The sequence below is a fragment of the Ensifer sp. NPDC090286 genome (assembly GCF_044769565.1).
GTDB lineage: Bacteria > Pseudomonadota > Alphaproteobacteria > Rhizobiales > Rhizobiaceae > Ensifer.
Window position 1 is genome coordinate 325249 of sequence record NZ_JBIVYF010000001.1, and the last position, 14632, is coordinate 339880.

General features: G+C 58.9%; 24 protein-coding genes. 23 read left to right on the forward strand and 1 reads right to left on the reverse strand.

What is annotated here, in order from left to right:
* Positions 1-45: 45 nt before the first annotated feature.
* Positions 46-342: a hypothetical protein gene (locus tag ACIQUG_RS01565; protein ID WP_034795498.1), complete on the reverse strand. Its 297-nt coding sequence runs from the start codon at positions 340-342 to the stop codon at positions 46-48.
* Between the two features lie 568 nt (positions 343-910).
* Here ACIQUG_RS01565 and rpsL point away from each other — a divergent pair.
* The 23 genes from rpsL to rpsE all read left to right on the forward strand — a co-directional run bounded on the left by rpsL (position 911) and on the right by rpsE (position 14627).
* Complete coding sequence (rpsL, locus tag ACIQUG_RS01570) at positions 911-1282, forward strand: 30S ribosomal protein S12 (protein ID WP_003507760.1); 372 nt, start codon at positions 911-913, stop codon at positions 1280-1282.
* A 77-nt stretch (positions 1283-1359) separates the two neighbouring features.
* Positions 1360-1830 (forward strand): 30S ribosomal protein S7, encoded by a 471-nt coding sequence (gene rpsG, locus ACIQUG_RS01575; RefSeq protein ID WP_043626305.1) that lies wholly within the window; start codon positions 1360-1362, stop codon positions 1828-1830.
* 33 nt (positions 1831-1863) lie between these two features.
* Complete coding sequence (fusA, locus tag ACIQUG_RS01580; RefSeq protein ID WP_043626308.1) at positions 1864-3963, forward strand: elongation factor G; 2100 nt, start codon at positions 1864-1866, stop codon at positions 3961-3963.
* A gap of 70 nt (positions 3964-4033) precedes the next feature.
* Positions 4034-5209 carry an elongation factor Tu gene (gene tuf, locus ACIQUG_RS01585; RefSeq protein WP_034795467.1) on the forward strand — a complete coding sequence of 392 codons (1176 nt, stop codon included), beginning with the start codon at positions 4034-4036 and terminating at the stop codon, positions 5207-5209.
* Between the two features lie 320 nt (positions 5210-5529).
* The gene (gene rpsJ, locus ACIQUG_RS01590; RefSeq protein ID WP_003507767.1) at positions 5530-5838 is read left to right on the forward strand and encodes a 30S ribosomal protein S10; all 309 of its coding nucleotides are present in this window, start codon (positions 5530-5532) and stop codon (positions 5836-5838) included.
* A gap of 139 nt (positions 5839-5977) precedes the next feature.
* Entirely contained in the window at positions 5978-6664 is a 687-nt protein-coding gene (rplC, locus tag ACIQUG_RS01595; RefSeq protein WP_034795518.1) for a 50S ribosomal protein L3, read from the forward strand.
* A gap of 12 nt (positions 6665-6676) precedes the next feature.
* On the forward strand, positions 6677-7297 hold the full coding sequence (gene rplD, locus ACIQUG_RS01600) for a 50S ribosomal protein L4 (protein WP_034795521.1): 621 nt from the start codon (positions 6677-6679) through the stop codon (positions 7295-7297).
* Positions 7294-7587, forward strand: coding sequence for a 50S ribosomal protein L23 (locus tag ACIQUG_RS01605; protein ID WP_034795524.1), 294 nt, complete (start codon positions 7294-7296; stop codon positions 7585-7587). Before rplD ends, ACIQUG_RS01605 begins: the two co-directional genes overlap by 4 nt.
* Before the next feature lie 43 nt (positions 7588-7630).
* The gene (gene rplB, locus ACIQUG_RS01610; protein WP_043623402.1) at positions 7631-8467 is read left to right on the forward strand and encodes a 50S ribosomal protein L2; all 837 of its coding nucleotides are present in this window, start codon (positions 7631-7633) and stop codon (positions 8465-8467) included.
* A 15-nt stretch (positions 8468-8482) separates the two neighbouring features.
* A complete protein-coding gene (rpsS, locus tag ACIQUG_RS01615; protein ID WP_018239488.1) occupies positions 8483-8761 on the forward strand; it encodes a 30S ribosomal protein S19 in 279 nt (92 codons plus the stop codon).
* Positions 8762-8763: 2 nt separating this feature from the next.
* On the forward strand, positions 8764-9153 hold the full coding sequence (rplV, locus tag ACIQUG_RS01620; RefSeq protein WP_034795534.1) for a 50S ribosomal protein L22: 390 nt from the start codon (positions 8764-8766) through the stop codon (positions 9151-9153).
* A complete protein-coding gene (gene rpsC / locus ACIQUG_RS01625) occupies positions 9153-9887 on the forward strand; it encodes a 30S ribosomal protein S3 (protein WP_034795537.1) in 735 nt (244 codons plus the stop codon). The genes rplV and rpsC overlap by 1 nt, the downstream gene beginning before the upstream one ends.
* A gap of 38 nt (positions 9888-9925) precedes the next feature.
* Complete coding sequence (gene rplP, locus ACIQUG_RS01630) at positions 9926-10339, forward strand: 50S ribosomal protein L16 (protein ID WP_011975175.1); 414 nt, start codon at positions 9926-9928, stop codon at positions 10337-10339.
* A gap of 11 nt (positions 10340-10350) precedes the next feature.
* A complete protein-coding gene (gene rpmC, locus ACIQUG_RS01635; protein WP_034795543.1) occupies positions 10351-10551 on the forward strand; it encodes a 50S ribosomal protein L29 in 201 nt (66 codons plus the stop codon).
* A gap of 12 nt (positions 10552-10563) precedes the next feature.
* The gene (rpsQ, locus tag ACIQUG_RS01640) at positions 10564-10800 is read left to right on the forward strand and encodes a 30S ribosomal protein S17 (protein ID WP_034795546.1); all 237 of its coding nucleotides are present in this window, start codon (positions 10564-10566) and stop codon (positions 10798-10800) included.
* 178 nt (positions 10801-10978) lie between these two features.
* Positions 10979-11347, forward strand: a complete 369-nt coding sequence (gene rplN, locus ACIQUG_RS01645) for a 50S ribosomal protein L14 (protein ID WP_034795548.1) — start codon at positions 10979-10981, stop codon at positions 11345-11347.
* Positions 11348-11361: 14 nt separating this feature from the next.
* Positions 11362-11673, forward strand: coding sequence for a 50S ribosomal protein L24 (gene rplX / locus ACIQUG_RS01650; RefSeq protein WP_025426674.1), 312 nt, complete (start codon positions 11362-11364; stop codon positions 11671-11673).
* Positions 11666-12223, forward strand: coding sequence for a 50S ribosomal protein L5 (rplE, locus tag ACIQUG_RS01655; RefSeq protein ID WP_043623396.1), 558 nt, complete (start codon positions 11666-11668; stop codon positions 12221-12223). Before rplX ends, rplE begins: the two co-directional genes overlap by 8 nt.
* Positions 12224-12257: 34 nt before the next feature.
* The gene (gene rpsN / locus ACIQUG_RS01660) at positions 12258-12563 is read left to right on the forward strand and encodes a 30S ribosomal protein S14 (RefSeq protein ID WP_034795562.1); all 306 of its coding nucleotides are present in this window, start codon (positions 12258-12260) and stop codon (positions 12561-12563) included.
* A gap of 12 nt (positions 12564-12575) precedes the next feature.
* Positions 12576-12974 (forward strand): 30S ribosomal protein S8, encoded by a 399-nt coding sequence (gene rpsH / locus ACIQUG_RS01665; RefSeq protein ID WP_025426677.1) that lies wholly within the window; start codon positions 12576-12578, stop codon positions 12972-12974.
* Between the two features lie 46 nt (positions 12975-13020).
* A complete protein-coding gene (gene rplF / locus ACIQUG_RS01670; protein ID WP_043623391.1) occupies positions 13021-13554 on the forward strand; it encodes a 50S ribosomal protein L6 in 534 nt (177 codons plus the stop codon).
* 12 nt (positions 13555-13566) lie between these two features.
* Complete coding sequence (gene rplR / locus ACIQUG_RS01675) at positions 13567-13929, forward strand: 50S ribosomal protein L18 (protein ID WP_043623388.1); 363 nt, start codon at positions 13567-13569, stop codon at positions 13927-13929.
* A gap of 128 nt (positions 13930-14057) precedes the next feature.
* Positions 14058-14627, forward strand: a complete 570-nt coding sequence (gene rpsE, locus ACIQUG_RS01680; RefSeq protein ID WP_065776805.1) for a 30S ribosomal protein S5 — start codon at positions 14058-14060, stop codon at positions 14625-14627.
* Positions 14628-14632 lie beyond the last annotated feature (5 nt).

Below are 14632 nucleotides of genomic sequence, written 5' to 3' on the forward strand. Positions count from 1 at the left end.
ATGTGTGGTATCTCGTAGCAGGCGGCGGATTTCGCCTCTGGCCGGTCAGCTGAAGCGGATGATCGCGACTTCGCCTTCGAGCGCGCCCTGATAGGCGGAGGCGTGCGGCTCTTCGCTCGGAACGTCGGTCAATGTGCCGATCTGGTCCAGGTCGGCCTCCAGAAAACCTTCTTCGGCGAGCGCGTTCAGCGCTTCGCGCACCGCGGTGTCGTCGTCGGGCGCCTTCAGCATCACGTGAATGTCCACGCCGTCCTCGTCGCCGTCGGTCTCGTAGGCCTTGCCGATGATGATGAACACCATCGGCTCGTCCGGGGCATTGTCGTTGTCTGGGGTGACGGCCATTTTGTTTCCTTTCGAATGGGCTTGGTGCGACCTTAGCGTCCTTTTTGAATCAGCGCGATGGAAATGCAGTGCCGCGCGGACGCTTGCCGTGGAGAGTGAGTCGATCGTGGTGGAAAACCCCCACAAAGTGGTTGCCGATTCCTTAATCCCGTCAGACACTCCGGGCATAGAGGGGCAGATGAGGCGGGCGCCAGGCGCCAAACCATGTGCAAAAGCCTTGTTTTTCAGGCATGCCGGGCGAGCGCGTCCGGGAATATTTCTTAATTGCCCTTGACTGTTCGCCTTGAAATCAGTACACCCCGCCGCATCGGAGCCCATGTGAGGCTGGCTGGTTCGGAACGTCGCGTTCTGAAGTTCGCCTCAAACAAGGTTCGAAACGCACGCTGACGACTACAATGCTGCACGCACGACGCACACGATAGTGCGTCCTCTGCTTTATTTGGGGCCATCTGCGGAAAAGGCGGATCGGCCCTTGTTTTGCGCATTTCATGAGGCGTTCGAAACTGCCGGCGACGGCAACGATCCGCCCGCAAGGGTAATGTGACAAGATTTTGCAAGGGATGGGTATATGCCTACCGTAAACCAGCTGATCCGTAAGCCTCGTCAGGCACAGGTAAAGCGCAACAAGGTTCCTGCTCTGCAGGAAAACCCGCAGAAGCGTGGCGTTTGCACCCGCGTTTACACGACGACCCCGAAGAAGCCGAACTCGGCTCTGCGTAAGGTTGCCAAGATTCGCCTGACGAACGGCTTCGAAGTCATCGGCTACATTCCGGGTGAAGGCCACAACCTTCAGGAACACTCGGTCGTGATGATCCGTGGCGGCCGCGTTAAGGACCTTCCGGGCGTTCGTTATCACATCATCCGTGGTGTTCTCGATACCCAGGGCGTCAAGAACCGCAAGCAGCGCCGTTCGAAGTACGGTGCGAAGCGTCCGAAGTAATTCGGTTTTGAAAATCCCGGCGCTGCGCGAGGTCCTCCGCGTGGTAGAGCGCTAAATAGTTTGAAGAGACGAGAAGTATGTCCAGACGTCATAGAGCAGAAAAGCGTGAGATCAACCCGGATCCGAAGTTCGGTGATCTGGTTGTCACGAAGTTCATGAACGCGATCATGCTGCACGGCAAGAAGTCGGTCGCTGAAAGCATCGTTTACGGTGCGTTCGATGCGGTTCAGACCAAGCTGAAGCAGGAGCCGATCGCTGTATTCCATTCCGCGCTCGACAACATCGCGCCGCACGTCGAAGTGCGTTCGCGTCGCGTTGGTGGTGCAACCTACCAGGTTCCGGTCGACGTTCGTCCGGAGCGCCGTCAGGCTCTCGCCATCCGTTGGCTGATCACGGCTGCACGCAAGCGCAACGAAACGACCATGGTTGATCGCCTCTGCGGCGAACTCATGGACGCAGCGAACAACCGTGGTAGCGCCGTGAAGAAGCGCGAAGACACGCACAAGATGGCTGATGCCAACCGTGCGTTCTCGCACTATCGCTGGTAATTCTGGCGCGAACGTCTCAAGAGGCAGTCCACTATGGCACGCGAATACAAAATCGAAGATTACCGTAACTTCGGTATCATGGCGCACATCGACGCCGGCAAGACCACGACGACCGAGCGCATCCTTTACTACACCGGCAAGTCCCACAAGATCGGCGAAGTCCATGACGGCGCCGCTACCATGGACTGGATGGAGCAGGAGCAGGAACGCGGCATCACGATCACGTCTGCTGCGACGACCACCTTCTGGAAGGGTCGTGACGGCAAGGCTCGCCGCTTCAACATCATCGACACCCCCGGCCACGTTGACTTCACCATCGAAGTCGAGCGTTCGCTGCGCGTTCTCGACGGCGCTATCGCGCTTCTCGATGCCAACGCCGGTGTTGAGCCGCAGACGGAAACCGTCTGGCGTCAGGCGGAAAAGTACAACGTTCCGCGCATGATCTTCTGCAACAAGATGGACAAGACCGGCGCGGACTTCTACCGCTCGGTCGAGATGATCAAGACCCGTCTGGGCGCGATCGCCGTCGTCATGCAGTTGCCGATCGGCGCTGAAACCGAGTTCAAGGGTGTTATCGACCTGGTCGAGATGAACGCTCTCGTCTGGCGCGACGAATCGCTCGGCGCCCAGTGGGACGTCGTCGAGATCCCGGACGACATGAAGGACAAGGCTGAAGAATATCGCGAAAAGCTGATCGAGACTGTTGTCGAGATCGACGAAGCCGCGATGGAAGCCTACCTCGAAGGCAACATGCCCTCGAACGACAAGATCCGCGAACTCGTTCGCCGCGGCACCATCGACGTGAAGTTCCACCCGATGTTCTGCGGTACCGCGTTCAAGAACAAGGGCGTTCAGCCGCTTCTCGACGCGGTTGTCGACTACCTGCCGTCGCCGCTCGACATTCCGGCGATCAAGGGCATCGACGCCAAGACCGAAGCTGAAATCGAACGTCATGCTGACGACGCCGAGCCGCTTTCGATGCTCGCGTTCAAGATCATGAACGACCCCTTCGTCGGTTCGCTGACCTTCGCACGCATCTACTCGGGCAAGCTCGAAAAGGGCTCGTCTGTCATGAACACGGTCAAGGACAAGCGCGAGCGCGTCGGCCGCATGCTGCAGATGCACTCGAACAGCCGTGAAGACATCGAAGAAGCCTTTGCAGGCGACATCGTTGCTCTCGCCGGTCTCAAGGAAACCACCACGGGTGACACGCTCTGCGACCCGCTGAAGCCGGTTATCCTCGAGCGCATGGAATTCCCCGAGCCGGTCATCCAGATCGCGATCGAGCCGAAGTCCAAGGGCGACCAGGAAAAGATGGGCCTCGCCCTCAACCGCCTGGCAGCTGAAGACCCGTCGTTCCGCGTCAAGACCGACCAGGAATCCGGCCAGACGATCATCGCTGGCATGGGCGAACTTCACCTCGACATCATCGTCGACCGTATGCGTCGCGAGTTCAAGGTTGAAGCCAACGTCGGTGCTCCGCAGGTTGCCTACCGCGAAACCATCACGCGTCAGCACGAAGAAGACTACACGCACAAGAAGCAGTCCGGTGGTACCGGTCAGTTCGCGCGCGTCAAGCTCGTGTTCGAACCGAACCCGGATGGCGAAGATTTCGTCTTCGAATCCAAGATCGTCGGCGGTGCTGTTCCGAAGGAATACATCCCGGGCGTTCAGAAGGGTATCGAAAGCGTTCTGTCTTCGGGTCCGCTCGCTGGCTTCCCGATGCTCGGCGTCAAGGCGACGCTCATCGACGGTGCATTCCACGACGTCGACTCGTCGGTTCTCGCCTTCGAAATCGCATCGCGTGCTTGCTTCCGTGAAGCGGCCAAGAAGGCTGGTGCACAGCTTCTCGAGCCGATGATGAAGGTCGAAGTCGTAACGCCGGAAGACTACGTCGGCGACGTTATCGGCGACCTGAACTCCCGCCGTGGCCAGATCCAGGGCCAGGAATCGCGTGGCGTTGCCGTTGTGATCAACGCAAACGTTCCGCTGGCGAACATGTTCAAGTACGTCGACAACCTGCGCTCCATGTCTCAGGGCCGCGCGCAGTACACGATGACCTTCGATCACTACGCGCCGGTTCCGTCGAACGTCGCGCAGGAAATCCAGGCGAAGTATTCCGGTCAGAAGTGACCGGAATACCCAGACGCTGACAGAAGTTAAAAGTTTTCCCCGGTAGGGGATAGAAAACGGAGAGCCGGAAATGGCAAAGAGCAAATTTGAGCGCAACAAGCCGCACGTTAACATTGGCACGATTGGCCACGTTGACCATGGCAAGACGTCGCTGACCGCAGCGATCACGAAGTACTTCGGCGAGTTCAAGGCGTACGACCAGATCGACGCCGCTCCGGAAGAAAAGGCCCGTGGTATCACGATTTCGACGGCCCACGTTGAGTATGAGACGCCGAACCGTCACTACGCGCACGTTGACTGCCCCGGCCACGCCGACTACGTCAAGAACATGATCACCGGTGCAGCGCAGATGGACGGCGCGATCCTGGTTTGCTCGGCTGCTGACGGCCCGATGCCGCAGACCCGCGAGCACATCCTGCTCGCCCGTCAGGTTGGCGTTCCGGCAATCGTCGTGTTCCTCAACAAGGTCGACCAGGTTGACGACGCCGAGCTTCTCGAGCTCGTCGAGCTGGAAGTTCGCGAACTTCTGTCGTCCTACGAATTCCCGGGCGACGACATTCCGATCATCAAGGGCTCGGCTCTTGCTGCTCTGGAAGATTCGGACAAGAAGATCGGCGAAGACGCGATCCGCGAGCTTATGGCTGCTGTTGACGCCTACATCCCGACGCCTGAGCGTCCGATCGACCAGCCGTTCCTGATGCCGATCGAAGACGTGTTCTCGATCTCGGGCCGTGGTACGGTTGTGACCGGTCGCGTTGAGCGCGGCATCGTCAAGGTTGGCGAAGAAGTCGAAATCGTCGGCATCCGCGACACGTCGAAGACGACGGTTACGGGCGTTGAAATGTTCCGCAAGCTGCTCGACCAGGGCCAGGCTGGCGACAACATCGGCGCGCTGATCCGTGGTGTTAACCGTGACGGCGTTGAGCGTGGCCAGATTCTGTGCAAGCCGGGTTCGGTCAAGCCGCACAAGAAGTTCATGGCAGAAGCCTACATCCTGACGAAGGAAGAAGGCGGCCGTCATACGCCGTTCTTCACCAACTACCGTCCGCAGTTCTACTTCCGCACGACGGACGTAACGGGCATCGTTACGCTTCCGGAAGGCACGGAAATGGTTATGCCGGGCGACAACGTCACGGTTGCCGTCGAGCTGATCGTTCCGATCGCGATGGAAGAAAAGCTGCGCTTCGCTATCCGCGAAGGCGGCCGTACCGTCGGCGCCGGCATCGTTGCCTCGATCGTCGAGTAATCGACGAGACTGAGGGCGGGAAGACACAAGGCGCATGTGCTATGCGCCTTGGACATACCCGCCCCGAAAGATTTAGTTGGTCGCACGGCTTGCCGAAGACGACGAAATAGTGCAAATGGCGCCCACGCGTGATTTGCACGGTGCTTCGACGTTGTGCGCTCACAGAAAGACAGGCCGGCCACGGCCGCTCAAATAGGAAGGGGCAGGGGAAACCCTGTCCCTCCGATCTTTGAAAAGTTAGCGGACTGGCCGAAATTAAACGAAGTTCACTGCGTGTTTTTCCACGGAAACCGCAAGTAACCTGAACAAGGATAAGTCGTATGAACGGCCAGAACATCCGCATCCGCCTCAAGGCGTTTGATCACCGGATCCTCGACGCCTCGACGCGTGAAATCGTGTCGACTGCAAAGCGTACCGGTGCAAGCGTGCGCGGTCCCGTACCGCTGCCGACGCGCATTGAAAAGTTTACGGTCAACCGCTCGCCGCACGTCGACAAGAAGAGCCGTGAACAGTTCGAAATGCGCACCCACAAGCGCCTTCTCGACATCGTAGACCCGACCCCGCAGACCGTTGACGCGCTGATGAAGCTCGACCTGGCTGCCGGCGTCGACGTGGAAATCAAGCTTTAATAAACAAGGAAGGTACGTGGACCCCGGTCCAACGGCTTCCAAAAACGGGCGACCTCAAGATCGGATGATCTCAAGGAAACCTTAAACCAGAGATGTGAAGGGGCTTGCTCCGTCACTAACTCTCAAGAGGAATGAACCAATGCGTTCAGGTGTGATTGCACAGAAAGTGGGAATGACCCGCGTCTATAACGACGCCGGTGAGCATATCCCGGTTACAGTTTTGAAGCTGGAAAGCTGCCAGGTGGTAGCCCAGCGTACGGAAGAAAAGAACGGCTACGTTGCTGTCCAGCTCGGTGCTGGCCGCTCCAAGGTCAAGAACACGCCGAAGGCGATGCGCGGCCACTTTGCTGCTGCCAACGTCGAGCCGAAGGCGAAGCTCGTCGAGTTCCGCGTTTCCGCGGACAACCTGATCGACATCGGTGCAGAACTGACGGCGAACCATTTCGTTGCCGGTCAGCTCGTCGACGTCACCGGTACCACGATCGGTAAGGGCTTTGCCGGCGCCATCAAGCGCCACAACTTCGGCGGTCTGCGTGCAACGCACGGCGTTTCCGTATCGCACCGTTCGCATGGTTCTACCGGTTCCAACCAGGATCCGGGCCGCGTTTGGAAGGGCAAGCGCATGGCTGGTCACATGGGCCAGACGCGCGTCACCACCCAGAACCTGGAAGTCGTATCGACCGATGAAGACCGCGGTCTGATCCTGGTCAAGGGCGCTGTCCCCGGCTCCAAGGGTGCCTGGATCGTCGTTCGTGACGCCATCAAGTCGGGCACCCCGGAAGGCGCTCCGCGTCCGGCCGCTGTGCGCGCCGAAGCATCGAAGTAAGGGAGCCGAGTAATGGATCTCAACGTCAAAACCCTCGAGGGCAAGGACGCAGGAAAGGTTTCCCTTTCGGACGCCATTTTCGGCCTCGAACCCCGTGAAGACATCATTGCCCGCGTCGTTCGCTGGCAGCTCGCAAAGAAGCAGCAGGGCACGCACAAGGCCAAGGGCCGCGCGGAAGTTTCGCGCACCGGCGCCAAGATGTACAAGCAGAAGGGTACGGGCCGCGCCCGCCACCACTCCGCTCGTGCTCCGCAGTTCCGCGGCGGTGGTAAGGCTCATGGCCCGGTTGTCCGCAGCCACGCACACGACCTTCCGAAGAAGGTTCGTGCTCTCGGCCTGCGCCATGCGCTCTCGGCCAAGCTGAAGGCTGAAGAGATCATCGTCATCGACGATCTCGTTGCCAAGGAAGCCAAGACCAAGGCACTCGCCGGGGTGTTCGCCTCGCTCGGCCTCACCAACGCTCTCATCATCGGCGGCGCCGAGATCGAGAACAACTTCAAGCTCGCAGCCCAGAACATCCCGAATGTGGACGTTCTGCCGGTTCAGGGCATCAACGTTTACGACATTCTGCGCCGTGGCAAGCTCGTGCTTTCCAAGGCTGCCGTGGAAGCTCTGGAGGAGCGGTTCAAATGACGGATCTTCGCCACTACGACGTGATCGTGTCCCCCTCGATCACTGAAAAGTCGACGCTGGTTTCCGAACAGAACCAGGTCGTCTTCAACGTCGCCAAGGACGCTTCGAAGCCTGAGATCAAGGCTGCTGTCGAAGCTCTGTTCGGCGTCAAGGTTACGGCCGTGAACACGCTGGTCCGCAAGGGCAAGACGAAGCGTTTCCGCGGCTTTGCCGGGAAGCAGAAGGACGTGAAGAAGGCGGTCATCACGCTCGCCGACGGTCAGTCCATCGACGTCTCCACCGGTCTCTAACGGATAGGCCCATTAGGGTAAAAACCCAAAAGGGAACAAGAAAATGGCATTGAAAAATTTCAATCCGACGACCCCGAGCCAGCGTCAGCTGGTCATCGTTGACCGGTCCGGCCTCTACAAGGGCAAGCCGGTCAAGGCGCTGACCGAAGGCCTGTCCTCCAAGGGCGGTCGCAACAACCTCGGTCGCATCACCGTTCGCTTCCAGGGCGGCGGTCACAAGCGCACCTATCGTCTGGTAGACTTCAAGCGTCGCAAGTTCGACGTTGAAGGCACCGTCGAGCGTCTGGAATACGACCCGAACCGCACCGCGTTCATCGCGCTCGTCAACTACGCCGACGGCGAAAAGGCCTACATCCTCGCTCCGCAGCGCCTCGCTGCCGGCGACAAGGTCATCGCTTCGGAGAAGGCCGTTGACGTGAAGCCCGGCAACACGATGCCGCTGCAGTACATCCCGGTCGGCTCCATCATCCACAACGTGGAAATGAAGCCGGGCAAGGGCGGCCAGATGGCCCGCTCCGCCGGTACCTACGCACAGCTCGTTGGCCGCGACCAGGGCATGGCGATCCTTCGCCTGAACTCTGGCGAACAGCGCCTGGTGCATGGTTCCTGCCTCGCATCGATCGGCGCCGTGTCGAACCCCGACCACGGCAACATCAATGACGGTAAGGCTGGTCGTTCGCGTTGGCGTGGCAAGAAGCCGCACGTTCGCGGCGTCGTCATGAACCCGGTTGACCACCCGCACGGCGGTGGTGAAGGCCGTACCTCGGGTGGTCGTCACCCGGTTACCCCGTGGGGCAAGCCCACGAAGGGTAAGCGTACGCGCTCGAACAAGTCGACCGACAAGTTCATCATGCGCTCGCGCCACCAGAAGAAGAAGTAAGAGAGGAAGTCTCGAATGACTCGTTCAGTATGGAAAGGTCCGTTCGTTGACGGTTATCTTCTCAAGAAGGCTGAGAAGGTCCGCGAAGGCGGTCGCAACGAAGTGATCAAGATCTGGAGCCGCCGCTCCACGATCCTTCCGCAGTTTGTCGGTCTCACCTTCGGCGTCTACAACGGCAGCAAGCACGTTCCGGTCAGCGTCAACGAAGACATGGTCGGCCACAAGTTTGGTGAATTCTCTCCGACCCGGACCTACTACGGTCACGGTGCGGACAAGAAGGCAAAGAGGAAGTAACAATGGGCAAGGCAAAAGCCGAACGCCGGCTGAAGGATAATGAGGCGCAGGCAGTTGCGCGCACGATCCGCGTCAGCCCCCAGAAGCTCAACCTGGTTGCCGCGATGATCCGCGGCAAGAAGGTCGATCGCGCTCTGGCCGAACTGGAATTCTCCCGCAAGCGCATTGCAGAGACGGTCAAGAAGACCCTTGAATCTGCCATTGCAAACGCAGAGAACAACCACGATCTCGACGTCGATTCGCTCGTCGTTGCAGAAGCTTACGTTGGCAAGTCGATTGTCATGAAGCGCTTCCACGCTCGTGGTCGCGGCCGTGCATCGCGTGTCGAAAAGCCGTTCTCGCACTTGACGATCGTCGTCCGTGAAGTGGAAGCCAAAGGGGAGGCCGCATAATGGGTCAGAAGATTAATCCAATCGGCTTCCGTCTCGGTATCAACCGGACCTGGGACAGCCGCTGGTTCGCGGACAACGCCGAATACGGCCAGCTTCTTCACGAAGACCTGAAGATCCGCGCTTACCTGATGGAAGAGCTCAAGGCTGCCGGCATTGCCAAGGTGGTTATCGAGCGTCCGCACAAGAAGTGCCGCGTCACGATCCACTCTGCTCGTCCGGGCCTGATCATCGGCAAGAAGGGCGCTGACATCGAGAAGCTCCGCAAGAAGCTTTCCGAGATGACCAGCTCTGAAACGCACCTCAACATCGTTGAAGTGCGCAAGCCGGAAGTCGACGCAACGCTCGTTGCTCAGTCGATTGCCCAGCAGCTCGAGCGCCGCGTGGCTTTCCGCCGTGCGATGAAGCGCGCTGTTCAGTCGGCCATGCGTCTTGGCGCCGAAGGCATCAAGATCACCTGCGCCGGCCGTCTCGGTGGCGCCGAAATCGCTCGTACCGAATGGTACCGCGAAGGTCGCGTTCCGCTGCACACGCTGCGTGCGGACATCGACTACGGCACGGCTGAAGCGGAAACCGCTTTCGGTATCTGCGGCATCAAGGTCTGGATCTTCAAGGGCGAAATCCTTGAGCACGATCCGATGGCTTCCGAGCGTCGCGCGATCGAAAGTGACAACCAGGGCCCGGCAGGCCGTGATCGCGACCGTGGCGATCGTGACCGCCGTCGTGAAAACGCGTAACATTCGCGTTTGGCAGCCAATATCGGAGAAGTAAAAAAATGTTGCAGCCAAAGCGTACGAAGTATCGCAAGCAGTTCAAGGGCCGCATCAAGGGCGTAGCCAAGGGCGGATCTGATCTCGCTTTCGGTGAATTCGGCCTTAAGGCTCAGGAACCCAACCGCGTGAATGCACGCGAGATCGAAGCGGCCCGCCGCGCGATCACGCGTCACATGAAGCGCGCCGGCCGCGTCTGGATCCGTGTGTTCCCTGACGTTCCGGTTACCGCCAAGCCGACGGAAGTCCGCATGGGTAAGGGTAAGGGTTCGGTCGAATACTGGGCATGCAAGGTCAAGCCCGGCCGAATGATGTTTGAGATCGATGGTGTCAGCGAAGAACTTGCCCGTGAGGCACTTCGTCTTGGCGCTGCCAAGCTCTCTGTCAAGACGCGCTTCGTGCAGCGTATCGCAGAGTAAGGAGTGAACTCATGAAAGCTGTAGATGTTCGCGCCCTGAGCGCCGATCAACTCAACGAAGAGCTCGCCAAGCTGAAGAAGGAGCAGTTCAACCTGCGCTTCCAGAAGGCAACCGGCCAGCTCGAGAAGTCTTCGCGTATCAACGAAGTCCGCAAGGACATCGCACGCGTCAAAACCATTGCCCGCCAGAAGGCGGCAGAAGCCAAGGCCTAAGGACCAGAAAATATGCCGAAACGCATTCTGCAGGGCACTGTTGTCAGCGACAAGAACGACAAGACCGTCGTCGTACGGGTCGAGCGCCGCTTTGCGCACCCGATCCTCCAGAAGACCGTCCGTCGCTCGAAGAAGTACAAGGCGCATGACGAAAACAACCAGTACAAGGTTGGTGACGTCGTTTCCATCGAGGAATGCGCGCCGATCTCGAAGGATAAGCGCTGGACGGTAGTCGCCGCCCACGCTTGATTTCAGCAGGTTTTGACGCCAAGACCCTTGCGTCTTGGGAAAATACCTGTATGAAGCACGCAATTGAAGCAGGGGAACGCTCGATTCCGGGCGTTCTTTTGCTTTGAGATGAGCACTATAAGCCGGGCGAGGGGGTTTCGACCCAACCGGCCTGGTAACAACAAGAAGGCGACCTGACATGATTCAGATGCAAACAAACCTCGACGTGGCGGATAATTCCGGCGCACGTCGTGTCATGTGCATCAAGGTGCTGGGCGGCTCCAAGCGCAAGTATGCGTCGGTCGGCGACATCATTGTCGTTTCGATCAAGGAAGCCATTCCGCGCGGCCGCGTAAAGAAGGGTGATGTCATGAAGGCTGTTGTCGTTCGCACTGCGAAGGACATCCGCCGTCCGGATGGCTCTGTCATCCGTTTTGACACCAACGCAGCCGTTCTTATCGATAACAAGAAAGAGCCGATCGGCACCCGTATCTTCGGACCGGTTCCGCGCGAACTTCGCGCCAAGAACCACATGAAGATCATCTCGCTGGCTCCAGAAGTACTCTAAGGGAGCGTTAAGAGATGCAAAAGATCCGTAAAGGCGACAAAGTCGTCGTTCTCACCGGTAAGGACAAGGGTCGTACCGGCGAAGTCGTACAGGTAATGCCGAAGGAAGACCGGGCTGTCGTGCGTGGCGTAAACATGGTGAAGCGTCACCAGCGCCAGACCCAGAGCCAGGAAGCCGGCATCATCAACAAGGAAGCCTCGATCCATCTTTCGAACATCGCGATTGCCGATCCGAAGGATGGCAAGCCGACCCGCGTCGGTTTCAAGATCGATGGCGACAAGAAGGTCCGCGTGGCCAAGCGTTCGGGAGTAGTGATCGATGGCTAAGTCCGCTTACGAGCCGCGGCTCAAGAAGGAATATGTCGAGCGCATTCGTGCGGCTATGCAGGAGAAGTTCTCCTACGCCAACGAAATGCAGATCCCGCGCCTCGACAAGATCGTCATCAACATGGGTGTTGGCGAATCGACGGGCGACTCCAAGAAGCCGACCGTTGCTGCTGCCGACCTCGCAGCGATTGCTGGCCAGAAGCCGGTAATCACCCGCGCTCGCAACTCCATCGCAGGCTTCAAGCTTCGCGAAGGCATGCCGATTGGTGCCAAGGTTACCCTGCGCGGCGTTCGGATGTTTGAGTTCCTCGATCGTCTCGTGAACATCGCTCTTCCGCGCGTTCGCGACTTCCGTGGCCTCAACCCGAAGTCCTTTGACGGACGTGGCAACTTCGCCATGGGCGTCAAGGAACACATTGTGTTCCCTGAGATCAACTACGACAAGGTTGATCAGATGTGGGGCATGGACATCATCGTTTGCACGACGGCTACTAACGACGACGAAGCTCGTGCTCTGCTCGCAGAGTTCAACTTCCCGTTCCGTCAGTAATCCGTAACGACAAGCGTAAAGAAGGATAACTTTAATGGCGAAAACGAGCGCAGTTGAAAAGAACAAGCGCCGCCGCAAATTGGTTGCCTCGCAGGCTGCAAAGCGTGCCGCTCTGAAGGCGACCATCATGAACCAGTCTCTGCCGATTGAAGAGCGGTTCAAGGCAACCATCAAGCTGGCAGGCCTGCCGCGCGATGGATCCAAGACCCGCATCCGCAACCGTTGCGAAGTTACCGGCCGTCCGCGCGCCTTCTATCGTAAACTTCGTATGTCGCGTATTGCGCTTCGCGAACTGGGCAACCTCGGCAAGGTGCCGGGTATTGTCAAGTCGAGCTGGTAAGGAGACGGGCACATGGCAATGACTGATCCGCTGGGCGATATGCTCACCCGTATCCGTAACGGCGCGGCTCGCCGCAAGTCGAGCGTTTCCACGCCGGCTTCGAAGCTCCGTGCACGTGTTCTGGATGTTCTTCAGGCTGAAGGCTACATCCGCGGGTACTCTGAAGTCGTATTCGGCAACGGCAAGGCCGAGCTGAACATCGAACTGAAGTACTACGAAGGCGCTTCCGTGATCCGTGAGATCGGCCGCGTTTCCAAGCCGGGCCGCCGAGTTTATGTCTCGGTTAAGTCCATTCCGCAGGTCGCGAACGGCCTCGGCATCACCATCCTTTCGACCCCGAAGGGCGTGATGGCCGATCATCAGGCACGCGAACAGAATGTTGGTGGCGAGATCCTTTGCTCCGTCTTCTAATTGAAGACGGTAGCAAGTTCTCCATAGCGAACAGACAGGTATAAAAATGTCTCGTATCGGTAAGAAGCCCGTTCAGGTTCCGGCAGGCGTCACGGCAAGCGTTGATGGCCAGAAGGTAACGGCGAAGGGCCCGAAGGGCGAACTGTTCTTCGTTGCAAACGACGAAGTCTCGGTAAAGCTCGAAGAAAATGCGGTTGTTGTACAGCCGCTCAGCCAGAGCAAGGATGCTCGTTCGAAGTGGGGCATGTCCCGCACGATGATCGAGAACATCTTCAAGGGCGTCAAGGACGGTTACGAGCGCAAGCTCGAAATCAACGGCGTTGGTTATCGTGCGTCGATGCAGGGCAAGAACCTGCAGCTGGCGCTCGGCTTCAGCCACGACGTCGTCTACCAGACGCCGGAAGGCATCACGATTGCTGTTCCGAAGCCGACCGAAATCATCGTGTCCGGCATCAACAAGCAGCAGGTCGGCCAGGTTGCCGCGGAAATCCGCGAATACCGTGGCCCCGAGCCCTACAAGGGCAAGGGCGTCAAGTATGCCGAAGAGCGGATTGTCCGCAAAGAAGGCAAGAAGAAGTAAGGATCACGCGAAATGGCTAGCAGGAAAGATACTCTTGTGCGTCGCGCCAACCGCGTGCGCCGTCAAATCAAGGCGGTCGCCAATGGCCGTCCGCGCCTGTCGGTTCATCGCTCGTCGAAGAACATCTACGTACAGGTCATCGACGACGTGGCCGGCAAGACGCTTGCGTCTGCCTCCACCCTCGATACCGATCTGCGTTCGTCGTTGAAGACGGGCGCTGACACGGCAGCTGCTGCTGCCGTCGGCAAGCTCATCGCTGAGCGCGCCGTAAAGGCTGGCGTCAAGGACGTTGTCTTTGATCGTGGCGCCTTCATCTATCACGGCCGCATCAAGGCTTTGGCCGATGCTGCCCGTGAAGGTGGTCTGAACTTCTGATCGGTTGCCAGGCGGGCGTTGCGCCTGCCTGGCACTCTCATAGGTTTCCGGTCGCATCCGATCCATCGGACGGGGGCGACTTTTGTCAATCTGCCGATTGCACCCGGAAAAGAAAAAGGAAAAGGACAATGGCACAGGAAAGAAAGGGTTCTCGCGAAGATCGCCAGAACCGCGAAGAGCGCGACAGCGAATTTGTCGATAAGCTCGTAGCAATTAACCGCGTCGCCAAGGTGGTGAAGGGCGGTCGTCGTTTTGGTTTCGCCGCTCTCGTCGTCGTTGGCGACCAGAAGGGCCGCGTTGGCTTCGGTCATGGCAAGGCACGCGAAGTGCCGGAAGCCATCCGCAAGGCAACCGAAGCCGCAAAGCGCGACCTGATTTTCGTCCCGCTGCGTGGTGGTCGTACCCTGCATCACGACGTTCACGGCCGTCATGGCGCCGGCAAGGTGCTGCTGCGTTCGGCCAAGGCCGGTACCGGTATCATCGCTGGTGGCCCGATGCGCGCCGTCTTCGAAACGCTCGGCGTTCATGACGTCGTTGCCAAGTCGACCGGTTCGTCGAACCCCTACAACATGGTTCGCGCAACGTTCGACGCCCTCAAGAACCAGATGCACCCGAAGGACATCGCAGCTCAGCGCGGCATGAAGTACGCCACGCTCCAGGCTCGTCGTGTTGCCTCCGGCGCTGCTTCCGAAGAATAAGGGAG

Coding starts and splice junctions, on each gene's coding strand:
- rplV (WP_034795534.1), top strand. CDS start 8,764: ATGGGCAAGGCAAAAGCCGAACGCCGGCTGAAGGATAATGAGGCGCAG.
- rpmC (WP_034795543.1), top strand. CDS start 10,351: ATGAAAGCTGTAGATGTTCGCGCCCTGAGCGCCGATCAACTCAACGAA.
- rpsQ (WP_034795546.1), top strand. CDS start 10,564: ATGCCGAAACGCATTCTGCAGGGCACTGTTGTCAGCGACAAGAACGAC.
- rpsE (WP_065776805.1), top strand. CDS start 14,058: ATGGCACAGGAAAGAAAGGGTTCTCGCGAAGATCGCCAGAACCGCGAA.
- rpsL (WP_003507760.1), top strand. CDS start 911: ATGCCTACCGTAAACCAGCTGATCCGTAAGCCTCGTCAGGCACAGGTA.
- rplF (WP_043623391.1), top strand. CDS start 13,021: ATGTCTCGTATCGGTAAGAAGCCCGTTCAGGTTCCGGCAGGCGTCACG.
- tuf (WP_034795467.1), top strand. CDS start 4,034: ATGGCAAAGAGCAAATTTGAGCGCAACAAGCCGCACGTTAACATTGGC.
- rpsJ (WP_003507767.1), top strand. CDS start 5,530: ATGAACGGCCAGAACATCCGCATCCGCCTCAAGGCGTTTGATCACCGG.
- rplD (WP_034795521.1), top strand. CDS start 6,677: ATGGATCTCAACGTCAAAACCCTCGAGGGCAAGGACGCAGGAAAGGTT.
- rpsC (WP_034795537.1), top strand. CDS start 9,153: ATGGGTCAGAAGATTAATCCAATCGGCTTCCGTCTCGGTATCAACCGG.
- ACIQUG_RS01565 (WP_034795498.1), bottom strand. CDS start 342: ATGGCCGTCACCCCAGACAACGACAATGCCCCGGACGAGCCGATGGTG.
- rplX (WP_025426674.1), top strand. CDS start 11,362: ATGCAAAAGATCCGTAAAGGCGACAAAGTCGTCGTTCTCACCGGTAAG.
- ACIQUG_RS01605 (WP_034795524.1), top strand. CDS start 7,294: ATGACGGATCTTCGCCACTACGACGTGATCGTGTCCCCCTCGATCACT.
- rpsS (WP_018239488.1), top strand. CDS start 8,483: ATGACTCGTTCAGTATGGAAAGGTCCGTTCGTTGACGGTTATCTTCTC.
- rplC (WP_034795518.1), top strand. CDS start 5,978: ATGCGTTCAGGTGTGATTGCACAGAAAGTGGGAATGACCCGCGTCTAT.
- rplR (WP_043623388.1), top strand. CDS start 13,567: ATGGCTAGCAGGAAAGATACTCTTGTGCGTCGCGCCAACCGCGTGCGC.
- rplN (WP_034795548.1), top strand. CDS start 10,979: ATGATTCAGATGCAAACAAACCTCGACGTGGCGGATAATTCCGGCGCA.
- rpsN (WP_034795562.1), top strand. CDS start 12,258: ATGGCGAAAACGAGCGCAGTTGAAAAGAACAAGCGCCGCCGCAAATTG.
- rplE (WP_043623396.1), top strand. CDS start 11,666: ATGGCTAAGTCCGCTTACGAGCCGCGGCTCAAGAAGGAATATGTCGAG.
- rpsG (WP_043626305.1), top strand. CDS start 1,360: ATGTCCAGACGTCATAGAGCAGAAAAGCGTGAGATCAACCCGGATCCG.
- rplB (WP_043623402.1), top strand. CDS start 7,631: ATGGCATTGAAAAATTTCAATCCGACGACCCCGAGCCAGCGTCAGCTG.
- fusA (WP_043626308.1), top strand. CDS start 1,864: ATGGCACGCGAATACAAAATCGAAGATTACCGTAACTTCGGTATCATG.
- rpsH (WP_025426677.1), top strand. CDS start 12,576: ATGGCAATGACTGATCCGCTGGGCGATATGCTCACCCGTATCCGTAAC.
- rplP (WP_011975175.1), top strand. CDS start 9,926: ATGTTGCAGCCAAAGCGTACGAAGTATCGCAAGCAGTTCAAGGGCCGC.